Below are 12,391 nucleotides of genomic sequence, written 5' to 3' on the forward strand. Positions count from 1 at the left end.
CCTCTCACTCCCACCGACCGGCGAGCACTCGCCGCAGCAACTCTCTTTTGATACGGCCCCGGAAGCGCTCGAGTCTCATCGTCACGGCGCTTTTCCCCACGCCCAGCTGCTCGGCAATCTCGCGCGCGGACAGCTCTCCTTCGATATAGAAAAGCTGGACTGTCCGCTTCTCTTCGCCCTCGGGCAGCTCGGAAATCAGCTGGCGGACCACCTCGATGTCGCGCTCGAGCTGGAGGGCCTCCGGAAGGGCCGGGACTGTCTCCGGTTCCGGGTCCGCGATGTCGTCTTCCAGGCGCCGCACGCTCGCCTTGCGCTCCAGCCGGGTCCGGGCCCGGTTGCGTGCGATGGACAGGAGCCACGCCTCGAAGGCCCCGGCTTCCTTGAGTCGGGGGAGGGCTCGGAACGCCCGGACGAAGGTCTCCTGGATGACGTCTTCCACCTCGTCCGGGTCCAGCGGGGCGAACCCCGCCATCAGCCTCGCCACGAGGGGGCGAGTGCGCCGGTACAGCTCACTGAAGGCGGAAGTCTCCCCACTCGCCGCGCGCCGCACCCACTCCGCCAGTCCCTCCGTGGAACCCACCTGTCCTCCAAGACCCCCGGCGGTGTCCGGTGGCCACGCGACTGGCTCGACTGGCCCCTGCCCACTCCAGGAAGCGGGCGGGGCGGGCCGCTTCCTACTGGCTCCCAGGGGGGGCTTGGAGAGAAGAATGCACCTCGCCGTTTCATTTTCGCGAAGGACCCCGCCATGCGCGTCATCAACTTCAACCCTGGCCCCGCCGGCCTGCCCCTGCCCGCCCTGGAGCGCGCCCGGGACGAGCTGCTCGACTTCCAGGGCTCCGGCATGTCCGTGATGGAGCACAGCCACCGGGGCAGGGAATACGAGGCCGTCCACGACGAGGCCATCGCCCTGCTGACCGAGCTGACGGGACTGCCGTCCACCCACCAGGTGCTCTTCCTCACCGGCGGCGCGTCGCAGCAGTTCGCCCAGGTGCCGATGAACTTCCTCACCCCCGACACGAGCGCGGACTACCTCATGACGGGCGTGTGGAGCGAGAAGGCGCTCGACGAGGCGAGGTACTACGGCAAGGCCCGCGTCGCGGTGACGACGGTGCGGCCCGACAAGCACTACACGCGGGTCCCCCGCCAGGACGAGCTGAAGCTGGACCCCCAGGCCTCGTACGTCCACCTGACGAGCAACAACACCATCTACGGCACCCAGTGGCACACGCCGCCGGACGTGGGCACCGTCCCGCTGGTGGCCGACATGAGCTCCGACTTCCTATGGAAGAAGATGGACCTGTCGCGCTTCGGGCTCGTCTACGCCGGCGCGCAGAAGAACCTGGGACCTTCCGGCGTGACGCTGGTGGTGGCGGACAAGGGCTTCATCGCGCGAGGGCGCAAGGACATCCCGAAAATCTTCCGCTACTCCGTCCACGCGGAGAACAACTCGCTCTACAACACGCCCCCCACCCTGGCCATCTACCTGGTGCGCAACGTGCTCGCGTGGATGAAGAGCGTGGGCGGCCTGGAGCAGGTGGAAGCGTGGAACCGCCAGAAGGCGGAGCTCTTGTACGGCGCGCTCGACAGGCTCTCCGGCTTCTACCGGGCGCCGGTGGAGCGCGAGTCCCGCTCGGTGATGAACGTCGTGTTCCACCTGCCCACGCCGGAACTCGACGCGGCCTTCGTCGCTGACGCGAAGCAGCAAGGAATGGTGGGGCTGAAGGGGCACCGGACGGCGGGCGGAATCCGGGTTTCCACGTACAACGCCGTGACTGTGGAGAATGTGCGCACCCTTGTCACCTTCATGGAACATTTCGTGAAGACCCGCGGGTAGTCTCCGTCGAACTCGCGGAACAACTCATCTGGAGGGTTTCATGAAAGCCACGCTGCCCGCCGTCGCGCTCTGCCTGCTGTTCGCCGTGCCCGCATTCGCCAAGGAAGTGGCCGGGGTGAACTATCCGGACACCGCGAAGGTGGGCGACAAGGAGCTGAAGCTCAACGGTGTGGGCCTTCGCAAGAAGGTCGTCTTCAAGGTCTACACGGTGGGGCTGTATCTGGAGACGCCGTCGAAGGACGCGGCGCAAATCATCGCCGCGGACGAAACCAAGCGCGTCCGCATGTACATGCTGCGTGACCTGGACAAGAAGACCATCACCGAGGCCATCTCGGACGGCTTCAAGAAGAACGCGGGCGCCAAGCTCCCCGCGCTCCAGCCCAAGCTGGACTCGTTCAACGCGTCCATCCCGGACCTGAAGAAGGGTGACGAGCTCATCCTGACCTACGTGCCGGGCAAGGGCACCGAGGTGAAGAGCACCAAGGGTGGCGAGGACATCTCCGTGGAGGGCAAGGACTTCGCGGACGCGCTCTTCTCGGTGTGGCTGGGCAAGGACCCGGTGGATGGCGGCCTGAAGGACGGAATGCTCGGCAAGGACTGAGCGAGTCGTCACACCTCGCGTCACCTCGGGCGCCCCGTGTCTCGGTGAGAGGCACGGGGCGTCTTCGCGTTTTCGGGCGCCCTGGGTGACGCTTGAAATACGTGGATGCGTGGCGCGTAGTAGGAACGTGCCCGGCTGCACGGCGACGCCGGGTCTGATAGCAACCGGCCGGTCAGGAGGACGACATGGGTGGTATTTGCGCGTGGCTGGTGCTGGGTGGAATCGCCGGCTGGTTGGCGAGCATCATCAAGGGCACGAATGCGAAGATGGGAATCTTCGCCAACATCGCGACCGGCGTGGTCGGTTCGATGATTGGCGGCTGGCTGTTCAGCCTGCTGGGCGGCCGGGGCGTGACGGGGCTCAACCTCTATTCGCTGGCGGTGGCCACGGTGGGGGCGGTCATCCTCATCAGCATCGTCCAGGCGATACGCAAATAGCGGCCGGGGCCCCTCACGCCTTCAGAAGAGGCTGAGCTGGGGTGACGGCGGGGGCTTGCGCGGCGGACGCCGGAAGGTGTCCGGCGCGTCCTCGGTGATGTAGGAGGTGCGCAGGCCGACCTTGCGCGCCGTCGTGTCGAAGAGGCGGTGGATGGTCTCCGCGTAGAGGCCTTCGCCGCGCATGCGGTGCTTGAAGCGGGAGTCGTTGAGCTCCCCACCGCGAATCTCCCGGATGCGGTGCAGGACGCGCTCGGCGCGCAGGGGCAGCTTGGCGCGCAGGCGTTCCTCGAAGACGTCCTTCACGGGCCCGGGCAGGCGCACCAGGGTGAAGTGCGCGCGGCTGGCGCCGGCCTCACGCACGGCGGTGAGCACGCGGTGGATGTCCTCGTCGTTGAGCCCCGGGATGATGGGGGCCACGGAGACGGCCACGTTGAGGCCGGCCTCGGCGAGGCGGCGAATCGCGAGCAGCCGCCGCTGGGGGGAGGCCGCGTAGGGCTCCATGGCGCGTGCGACTTCCGCGTTGTGGAAGGGCAGGCTGATGCTGACCCAGAGCCGGGCGTCGCGCGAGATTTGCTGGAGCACGTCGAGGTCCCGCTCGATGAGCACGCCCTTGGTGATGATGCCCACGGGGTTGCGGTACTCGGCGCAGACCTCCAGGCAGGCGCGGGTGAGGCGCATGGAGGCCTCGAGCGGCTGGTAGCAGTCGGTGACGCCGCTGAAGACGACGGTTTCGCCCTTCCAGGACGGGCGCTCGAAGTGCTCTCGCAGCAACTCCGCCGCGCGGGGCTTCACGACGAGCTTCGTCTCGAAGTCGGTGCCCGCGCCGAAGTCGAGGTACTGGTGCGTGGGCCGCGCGTAGCAGTACGCACAGGCATGGAGGCAGCCCCGGTAGGGATTGACGCTCCAGCTGAAGCCCACGTCCGGGCTGTCGTTGTGCGAGACGACCTGCTTGCTGTGGTCTTCAAAGACTTCCAGCCGCGAGGGGGGGATTTCGTCCAGGTACTCCACCGCGGTGCTCGCCCACGGGTTGGGCGGATTGTCGATGGGGCGTGCCTTCACGCGCACAGGGTGGGGCTGAAAGTGCGTTCAGTCAAGGGTTAGAGTAGCGAACGATTTTTTCTGGCCGCGGTTGAGGTGGAATGCGCTCCGGGTCCGTTTCCTGTCGGTAGCATCAACGTCAAGCAGGAGCTCTCGCGCATGAAGTCTCTTGGAATGAAGCCGCTTCTGACAGTCCTGTCAGTGCTGGTGGTCTCCCTGGTGGGATGCGGGGTTGCGGAGGAAGCGTCCCACGTCCCTCCTGGTTCCACGTCCCAGGCCCTGGCCGGACCCTATGATGCGTGGGTTGCCCGCCACGCGCTCACCGCCGCCCAATACCAGACGGAGTTCAATACCTGGACCGGGCAAGGCTATCGCCTCTCCTATGTCAGCGGCTACGAAGACGGAGGCAGTGTCCGTTACGCGGCCATCTGGGAGCAGACGAGCGGCCCGGCCTGGCGGGCCTTCCACGGGCTGACCTCCGCGCAGTATCAGACCACCGCCGTCAATCAAAACGCGCAGGGATACCGCCCGGTGGTGGTCAACGGCTACAGCGTCGGAGGCGTCGCCTACTTCGCGGTCATCTTCCATTCGGACGGGGTCGCCGCGTGGGTGGCCCGCCACGACCTGACCGCGGCCCAGTACCAGACGGAGTTCAACACCTGGACCGGGCAGGGCTACCGGCTCGTGCACGTCAGTGGTTACACGTCCGGTGGCGCTGAGCGCTATGCGGCCGTCTGGGAGCAGACCAGCGGGCCGGCCGCGCGGGCCTATCACGGGCTGACCGCGGCCCAGTACCAGTCCACGTTCAATACCAACGCGTCCCAGGGCTACCAGGTCGCGAAGGTCAGCAGCTACAACGTGGGCGGCACGGACCGGTATGCGGCCATCTTCCATGCGTCAGCGGGGATTCCGATTGCCGCGCGTCATGGCCTCACCTCCGCTGGCTACCAACAGGCCGCGACGGACCTCAAGAACCAGGGATACCGCCCCGTCGTGGTGGCGGCGCACAACAATGGGAGCCAGCCCGAGTTCGCGCTGGTCTGGCAGAACCTGACGTTCAGCGCGGCGGACCTGCGGCACATCGACACCACCGTCCAGCAGGCGATGTCCAACACGAACACCGTCGGCCTGTCGCTGGCCATCACGCGCCGCGGGCGTCTCGTGTTCGCCAAGGGGTATGGCCTGGCCGACCAGGCCAACAGCACCCCGGTCAACTCCTCCCACCGCTTCCGCGTCGCCAGTGTGTCCAAGCCGATGACTTCCATCGGCATCATGAAGCTGATTGAGAACGGCCAGATTCAACTGACGGACCGCGTCTTCGGCCGGGGCGGATTGCTCGGTGAGACGTACGGCGCGCAGGGCTCCTACCGGGACAGCCGCGTCCTGAACATCACGGTCCAGCAACTGCTGGAGCACACCGCGGGCGGCTGGGACAACGACGGCGCGGATGGGACGGGTGACCCCATGTTCATGAACACGAGCATGACGCACGCGCAGCTCATCCAGTGGGTGTTGCAGAACGTGTCGCTCGAGTTCGCGCCGGGGACGACGTACCAGTATTCGAACTTCGGCTACAGCGTCCTGGGTCGCATCATCGAACGCGTCACGGGGATGACCTATGACGCCTATATGCAAAGCCAGGTGTTCACGCCCAGCGGCGCCACCAGCTTCGCCGTCGGAGGCGATACACTGGCCGCGCGTCTGTCGAACGAGGTCGTCTACTACCAGCTTGGCGCGGGGGCCTTCAATCCATACGGCATGCCGGTGCGTCGCATGGATGCGCACGGCGGCTGGGTCGTCACGCCCATCGACTTGCTGCGCGTCTCCGTTCGAGCGGATGGGTACTCGACCGTCCCGGACCTGCTGAGCACAAGCTCGCTCACCACGATGACCACGCGCACGACGGCGCCCGATACCTTGGGCAACCCCGTCAACTATGCGAAGGGCTGGTCCGTGAACAGCCTCCCCAACTGGTGGCATGGCGGCTATGTCCCGGGCACCCTGGCCCTGCTGGTGCGGACCGATGACCGCTATGGGCCGAGCCGCGCCGAGGAGTTCACCTGGTCCGCCATGACCAACTCCAACAACAGGGCCGGCTCGGGCACGTCGGACATCAACCTCGACAGCCTCATGTGGAGCGTCGTGAATGGCGTCAGCGCCTGGCCCGCGCACGACCTGTTCTAATCACGGCTCGTGGGACCGGCGGGGCTCGCAAGCGCCTCCGCCGGTCCGTTGGTGCGCTATCCCGCGGGAAGGACCTTCCTCCCGTCGGGGCGTCCGATAGTCCGCGGCCAAGGTCAAGACCGGGGAGCAAGAGCCGGCGGCCCGCTCACTCCGAGTGGCCGAGCCCCGTCCATGTCGTCAGCGTGACGCCCGAGTACGCCGAGTATACGCGGAGGCCGACGAAGTACGTGCCCGCCGTCGGCGCCGTCAACGTGCAGGTCTCGGTGTTGCCGCCGAGATAGGGCCGACATTGGTAGGCCGTCGTCGTCGGGGCCGTGCCGAAGTTGACATAGAGGTCCGCGTCACCCGTGCCGCCGCTGAGCGCGAACGTCACGGCCGATTGGCCCGAAGGGACATCGACCGTCCAGTAGTTGAAGTGGCCGACGATGCTGTCCGCGATATTGATGATCGGGTCCCAGGGCGGTGGGGGAGGAGGAGGAGGGACCACGGGGATGGGCCAGGGCCAGGGCCAGCGCCAGGGCGGGCAGAGGGGTGGATCGTCGAACGTGCCGGTCAGGTTGACTCCCGAGAACACTGACCTCCCATAAAGGCCGACATGGTACCTGCCTGCCTGCGGCAGCGTGAACGTGCAGGTCTCGTTGTTGCCGCTGAGGTTCGGACGACAGTGGTAGGTCGTCGTGGTCGGCGGCGCGCCGAATCTGGCGTAGAGGTCCACGTCACCCGTGCCGCCGCTGACCTTGAAGGTCACTTGCGACCTGCCGGCGGGGACATCGAGACTCCAGTGCTGGAAGGAGCCCGCGCTACCCGAAAGGCCGGTCATCGACAGCCAGGGGGTGGGCCCGGGGCCCTCCACTTCAACGCCGATACATACCGCCTTCCAGGCGTTGCTCACCGAGGTGATGGTAGCGGCGTCGTAGCCCAGCTGTGCGGCGGCCTGCTCGGTCGCGGTCTTGGCCGCCTCGAAGTTGGAGCTGGCGATGAGGATGTCCCTGTTGGCCTTGTAGAAGATATTCGCGGCCTTCTCGATGCCGATGCCCGCGACCACCGTCGTCGTCTTCGCGCGTGGGTGCGTGCCGCCCTGAGACAGCAAGTAGAACGCCAGATTGGAGATACCCGAGCTGTAGTGCACATCCACGCCGGAGGAGTAGTCGCTGTAGCAGTCGAGTGAGTCGCCATCCTGTGTGGGATTGGCCATGTATCGCAGGGCGTCGTTCGGGATGTGCGGCGTCCAGATGCCGTCGCCGATCTCCCACGTGTGAGGGCTGACGACCTTGCCGTCGCCGTACCACTCGCAGACCGCACCGAAGATGTCCGACAGGGACTCGTTCAGACCGCCGGACTCACCCGAGTAGATGAGCTCGGACTCGTAGTCGGTCACGGCGTGGGTCAGTTCGTGCGCGGTCAAGTCCAGCGAGTTCGCCAGGTTGCTGGCGTTCACGCCGTCACCGTCGCCATACACCAGTTGCGTGCCGTCCCAGAAGGCGTTCACATAGGCGACACGGTGGTGCACGGTGCTGAGGAGCGCCGCGCCCGCGTTGTCGATGGAGTCACGGCCAAACAGCTCGCTGTAGCAGTCATACACCGTGCCCAGATGGTCGTAGTTGGTGTTGACGACCGGGTCGGGGTGCTCAGCCTGACCCTCGCCGCGGACCAGCGTACCGGGCAGCGTGGAGGCGTTGTTTCCGTTGTAGATGCGCCGGTTGAGCGCGGAGTGGATGCGCGGATGCACGGCGAGCAATTCGCCATCATGCGCGTCCACATAGACCAGGCCTTTGGAGGGGATGCCCGCGCGCTGGCCTTCGACTTGGACCTGCCATGCCAGATGCATCTCCTCGTCACCTTCGGGACGGAGGAATACCTGCTGCGGGGAACCCACGGCCGTGGCGGGCTCCGCACGCGAACCACGTACCGCCACCTGGGCGGCGTTCTCGGGCGGTATCACGCCCGCTCTCGAAACGCGGCTGCCACCCCGTGCGTTGCCGTTGACCGCGTAGACGGCTCCCTGGGAATCCACGTGGAGCACCAGGGCGCTACCGATGACGGGCAAGCCCCCGTGGAACTGCTGGAAGCGCAAGTGCCGGTGGCCCTGCTCGTCCACGTTCTGCTTGCGGAACACCAGGTCCTCGCCCCGGATGCGGAACTCCGACGCCACGTCATTCAACACTCCACGGACATCCTCCCCCGTGGCCCGTGACTTCTCGGTGAAGACACGCGGGACGCGGCCGAGGTCGCGGCGGACGAAGTAGTGGCCATCTGTCCTGGAGCCGGCGTGTGGCCTGGCCGCGGATGCCGGCGCGGTCGCCTCCACGTGTGTGGCCACCGAGGGGGCCATGGCAGGTGGCACCTCTCCGGACGGGGCATCGCACGCCGTGATGCTGGCGCAGAGGCAGGTGGTCCATATGACGAACGCAGAGGGAAACTTCATGGCTTCTCCTTGGCTCTCGCCTCGATGGAGGAACTCCGGGTCGGGTCCGGAGCACCTCCCCATGGCAATCCGACTCCGCCGGACGGCCGCCTTGTCACACGCGCTCTGATCCAACCGATGGCATCCGCCAAGCGTGCTCGAGGCCAGGGGTTTTGGGGATTCCCTAAAACGAGGGAGAGGAGTGTCCAGCGTGTCGTGAATCTGAAATTCATTGCTCCAATCGCGCGCAGGAAAGACCTCGCACGACATTGCTGCCCTCCGCTTCGGTGGTGGATTCCCCCTATTTCTCCGGGTTTGTTGTTTTTGTATCTAATGAACGCGCGTCATCCACATCACCGCATTGCAGAAGGGATAGACCATGATGCGTGGCATCCGCTGGCTCGCCGCATGTTTGTCGTTCTTACTCTCTGGCTGTTCCGCCGGAGAGCTCGAGCCCTCCGAGGCCTCACAGCCAGAGCAGAGCGTCCTCACGAGCGATGCCCGCCTCCAGGACATCGCGACGGCGCTGAGCGCGCTCCCCGACGTCCAGGTTCTGGGCTCACACGGTGACGGCGTGCCGTACATGATTCATGGAGAGCTGGGATGGGTGGGCCAGAGCCTCGCGGACGTCACGGTCTGGCAGGCCCACGGGCTGGTGACCACGGCACTGGAGCGCATCGCCCCGTCTTTCCGCCTCGACGCGCGCGACCTGGTGCCTCGGCGAATCGCTCGTGACACGCAGGGACGCACCCATCTCCGGTACTCGCAGACCAAGGACGGCCTGCCGGTGGTCGGTGGTGAGTTGGTGGTGCACCTGGATGCGTCTGGACGGGTGTACGCGGTGAACGGCTCGGCGCGGGATGGGGAGCAGGTCCCCTCCAGGCCCGGCATCGCGCTGGAGGCCGCCCAGCAGGTGGCCTTGCGGAAAACGCCGGGCGCCAGCGCCTTGGAGGGCATGCCTCGCCTCGTTTACGTCCGTGCGACCGCGAAGGACCCGCTGCGGTTGACCTGGGAGGTGCGGGTGACGGGCACCGCCGCCGCTACGCCCCTGCGGGACCGTGTCTACGTGGACGCCTCGGATGCCTCCATCGTCCTGCGCGCGCCGGAGATCCACGATGCGCTCAACCGCAGGGTGTACAGTGCCAACAACGCCACCAGCCTCCCCGGTACGCTCAGGCGCGGCGAGGGGCAGAGCGCCACGGGCGATGCCCACGTGGACGGCAACTTCGACGTGCTGGGAACCACGTACGACTGCTTCAACACACTGTTCGGGCGTGACTCGATTGACAATGCGGGCCACACGCTCACCAGCACCGTGCATTACTCCACCCACTACGTGAATGCCTTCTGGGACGGCACGCAACTGGTGTGCGGCGATGGAGACGGGGTCAACGCCGGGCCGCTGTGCACGGACCTGGATGTGGTGGCCCACGAGCTGACCCACGCGGTGACGGATTTCGAGTCCGGCCTCATCTATACCGGCGAGTCCGGCGCGCTGAACGAGTCCCTGTCGGACATCTTCGCCTCCGTTTGCGAGAGCTGGTCGAACTCGTGGTCCATGGGCCCGGACATCTGGAAGATTGGCGAGGACATCTGGACGCCCGCCACGCCCGATGACGCCCTCCGATACATGAACGACCCGGTCCTGGACGGCGCCTCGTTGGACTACTACGGGGACTACTCGTCCGACACCGACGTGCATTACGCGTCGGGCATCTCGAACCTGGCGTTCAAGCTGCTGGCCACCGGCGGTGTGCATCCGCGCGGGCGCACCCCGACGGAAGTCCCAGGCATTGGCGTAGAGGCCGCTGCTCGCATCTTCTACAAGGCCAGCACCGACTACTTCACCGCCAGCACCACCTTCGAGCAGGCCAAGACCTATACCCAGTTCGCGGCGCAGGACCTCGGCTTCAGCGCGGCCGTGCTGGAGTCCGTGAGCCTGTCCTGGCAGGTCGTGGGCTTCCCTCTCTACTTCCCGACGTTCTGCACGACCCTTCCTCGCTTCAGCGGTACAGTGACGAACCTCAACGGCGCGGTGGGTTCGAACCGGTACTACTGCGCGGACGTCGGCGCATTCACCTCCCCGTACTTTACCCTGGGCGGAGGCACGGGTGACGCGGACCTTTACGTGCGATACGGCGCTGCTCCAACGAAGAGCGTCTACGACTGCCGCTCCTACTCGACGACCAACACCGAGGTGTGTACGGGCACGTCACGGCCCGTACCGGGCAGGTTCTGGGTCATGATCAACGGGTACCGGGCCTACTCCGGCGTGACGTTCAGCTATTCCTTCTGAGCGGTGCGCGGGCAGGGATGGCGGGCGGCTGCCCGCTCCGGGGACAGGGCCATCCCAGACTGAAGACGAGTACGCGGGACTGAAGGCGCGTTCAGTCAGGTACTGGATGCGTGCGAGGTTGAGGGGAAGGCGCGCCCAGGAGCGTTACACCGCGACATTCCTCCGCATGGAAGGGCCGCGAATGAGATTCCTCCTGCTCCTGCTCTCTTTGTTTCTTTCGAGCTGTGCCTCCCCGGCCCGAGGCGTGGCCGCGCAAGGGGACGCGGTGGCCTCTGATGCCGACCGGATTGTCCGTGACCTCTGCGACAAGCAACTCGCGCTGCTCGGCGAGGAGTCCCACCATGGCAATGGCAGGACCATCGCTTTCAAAGCGGAACTGACCCGCAGGCTCGTGGAGGAATGCCAATACGATGCCTTCTTCATCGAGACAGGCATCTATGACTTCCTTCACCTCCAAGCGCTGAGAGAGGCGGGCCAACCCGTCAGCGAGGACCTGGTCGCCACTGCGATTGGTGGGATGTGGGCCAATCAGGAGATGGCGCCCCTGATTCCGTTCCTGTCCGAGCGACTCAAGGCGGGGACCCTCATCGCGGGTGGGATTGATGACCAGATCAACCGAGGCACCTACGCCCAGCGCGAGATGACGCGTGACCTCATTCCCTTTCTGGAGGGCCCGAGGCAGGCCGCGTGCGGAGAGGAAATCGAGAGGAACATGTCCTGGAAGTACGACGACGCCCACCCATATACGGCGGAGCACATGAAGTTCATCCTGGGCTGCTGGACGGAGCTGGGGGCGGTGCTCTCCAGGCCCGGAGTGGCTGTGACGCCGAGGGCTCGAGGCCAGTTGCAGATGGTCCGCAGCCTTGAGCGGAACTACACCCGTCAGGTCGCCGCGATGTCCCGGGCTCCGGACGCGTCTGGAGGGACCTGGAGCTGGAGCGATTTCGATGACCGCTCCCGCTCCATGTTCATGAATCTGGAATGGCACCTGGCCCAGTCAGCCAGGCCCCGAAAGGCCATTGTCTGGCTTGCCACCGTTCATGCGGCGAAAGACCTCAAGGGCCTGGATGCGGACACCCGGCACGGGACGTCCTTCGGGTCCTACGTCCAGGAGAAGTTCGGGGCGCGGGCCTTCGTGTTGGGCTTCTCCGCGCGCTCCGGGAGCTATTCCATCGGCAGCACCCCTCGCACGAATTCCCTCGCGCCCGCGCGGGACGACTCCCTGGAGGGCTGGGCGTTTTCGGGCCACACCGGGGACACGCGGTATCTGGATGGGAGCCAGCTGCGTGACTTCGGGCCCCGAGTGGCGCGTCCCTTGAACTACGCGTGGATGACGGCTCCCTGGGCCACGGTCATGGATGGGCTGCTCATCTTCCGGGAAGAAGCCCCACCGCGCCCGGTGACCCGGGCGAGCCCAGCGCCGCATTGACCCCACCAGCGAGTCCCGGAGGGGTCAGGGGCGCTCCATCTTCAGTACCACTGTGAGAGTCATTGTCACCCCAGTCATCCAAGGACTGGCGCTCAATCAAAACCGAGACAAGCATGGTGGCGCCGTGCCCCGCTCCTCGACTGGCCCCAGGTCCTGGGGCCCCGGAGT

Annotated in this window: 9 protein-coding genes; 6 read left to right on the forward strand and 3 right to left on the reverse strand. The window is 66.1% G+C overall.

The features are described 5' to 3' along the window. Positions 1–4: 4 nt before the first annotated feature. Complete coding sequence (locus HUA75_RS06290; protein WP_141643525.1) at positions 5–580, reverse strand: RNA polymerase sigma factor; 576 nt, start codon at positions 578–580, stop codon at positions 5–7. A gap of 165 nt (positions 581–745) precedes the next feature. Between HUA75_RS06290 and serC the strand changes: the two genes are divergently transcribed. From serC to HUA75_RS06305, 3 genes are all read left to right on the forward strand, one after another. Beyond that, positions 746–1,834: a 3-phosphoserine/phosphohydroxythreonine transaminase gene (serC, locus tag HUA75_RS06295; RefSeq protein ID WP_141643526.1), complete on the forward strand. Its 1,089-nt coding sequence runs from the start codon at positions 746–748 to the stop codon at positions 1,832–1,834. Positions 1,835–1,874: 40 nt separating this feature from the next. Further along, complete coding sequence (locus HUA75_RS06300) at positions 1,875–2,435, forward strand: chalcone isomerase family protein (RefSeq protein ID WP_141643527.1); 561 nt, start codon at positions 1,875–1,877, stop codon at positions 2,433–2,435. 185 nt (positions 2,436–2,620) lie between these two features. Further along, positions 2,621–2,872: a GlsB/YeaQ/YmgE family stress response membrane protein gene (locus HUA75_RS06305; protein WP_141643528.1), complete on the forward strand. Its 252-nt coding sequence runs from the start codon at positions 2,621–2,623 to the stop codon at positions 2,870–2,872. Positions 2,873–2,893: 21 nt separating this feature from the next. Here HUA75_RS06305 and HUA75_RS06310 read toward each other — a convergent pair whose 3' ends face one another. Further along, positions 2,894–3,931 carry a PA0069 family radical SAM protein gene (locus tag HUA75_RS06310; protein ID WP_141643529.1) on the reverse strand — a complete coding sequence of 346 codons (1,038 nt, stop codon included), beginning with the start codon at positions 3,929–3,931 and terminating at the stop codon, positions 2,894–2,896. Positions 3,932–4,084: 153 nt separating this feature from the next. Here HUA75_RS06310 and HUA75_RS06315 point away from each other — a divergent pair, with 153 nt between their 5' ends. Then, positions 4,085–6,094: a serine hydrolase gene (locus HUA75_RS06315; protein WP_254627371.1), complete on the forward strand. Its 2,010-nt coding sequence runs from the start codon at positions 4,085–4,087 to the stop codon at positions 6,092–6,094. Positions 6,095–6,239: 145 nt separating this feature from the next. Here HUA75_RS06315 and HUA75_RS06320 read toward each other — a convergent pair whose 3' ends face one another. Further along, positions 6,240–8,426, reverse strand: a complete 2,187-nt coding sequence (locus tag HUA75_RS06320) for a M4 family metallopeptidase (protein WP_217445909.1) — start codon at positions 8,424–8,426, stop codon at positions 6,240–6,242. 451 nt (positions 8,427–8,877) lie between these two features. On the opposite strand from HUA75_RS06320, the gene HUA75_RS06325 reads away from it, so the two are divergent. Together HUA75_RS06325 and HUA75_RS06330 are read left to right on the forward strand one after the other, a co-directional pair. Continuing rightward, positions 8,878–10,794: a M4 family metallopeptidase gene (locus HUA75_RS06325; RefSeq protein ID WP_254627372.1), complete on the forward strand. Its 1,917-nt coding sequence runs from the start codon at positions 8,878–8,880 to the stop codon at positions 10,792–10,794. 181 nt (positions 10,795–10,975) lie between these two features. Continuing rightward, entirely contained in the window at positions 10,976–12,223 is a 1,248-nt protein-coding gene (locus tag HUA75_RS06330) for an erythromycin esterase family protein (protein ID WP_174485790.1), read from the forward strand. The last annotated feature ends 168 nt before the right edge of the window (positions 12,224–12,391 follow it).

It is taken from the genome of Myxococcus sp. CA040A (assembly GCF_013336725.1).
Classification (GTDB): Bacteria; Myxococcota; Myxococcia; order Myxococcales; family Myxococcaceae; genus Myxococcus; species Myxococcus llanfairpwllgwyngyllgogerychwyrndrobwllllantysiliogogogochensis.

Bases quoted from the DNA above. Each gene is read 5' to 3' on its own strand.
- serC (WP_141643526.1), top strand. From the start codon at position 746: ATGCGCGTCATCAACTTCAACCCTGGCCCCGCCGGCCTGCCCCTGCCC.
- HUA75_RS06300 (WP_141643527.1), top strand. From the start codon at position 1,875: ATGAAAGCCACGCTGCCCGCCGTCGCGCTCTGCCTGCTGTTCGCCGTG.
- HUA75_RS06305 (WP_141643528.1), top strand. From the start codon at position 2,621: ATGGGTGGTATTTGCGCGTGGCTGGTGCTGGGTGGAATCGCCGGCTGG.
- HUA75_RS06315 (WP_254627371.1), top strand. From the start codon at position 4,085: ATGAAGCCGCTTCTGACAGTCCTGTCAGTGCTGGTGGTCTCCCTGGTG.
- HUA75_RS06320 (WP_217445909.1), bottom strand. From the start codon at position 8,426: ATGGCCCCCTCGGTGGCCACACACGTGGAGGCGACCGCGCCGGCATCC.
- HUA75_RS06325 (WP_254627372.1), top strand. From the start codon at position 8,878: ATGATGCGTGGCATCCGCTGGCTCGCCGCATGTTTGTCGTTCTTACTC.
- HUA75_RS06330 (WP_174485790.1), top strand. From the start codon at position 10,976: ATGAGATTCCTCCTGCTCCTGCTCTCTTTGTTTCTTTCGAGCTGTGCC.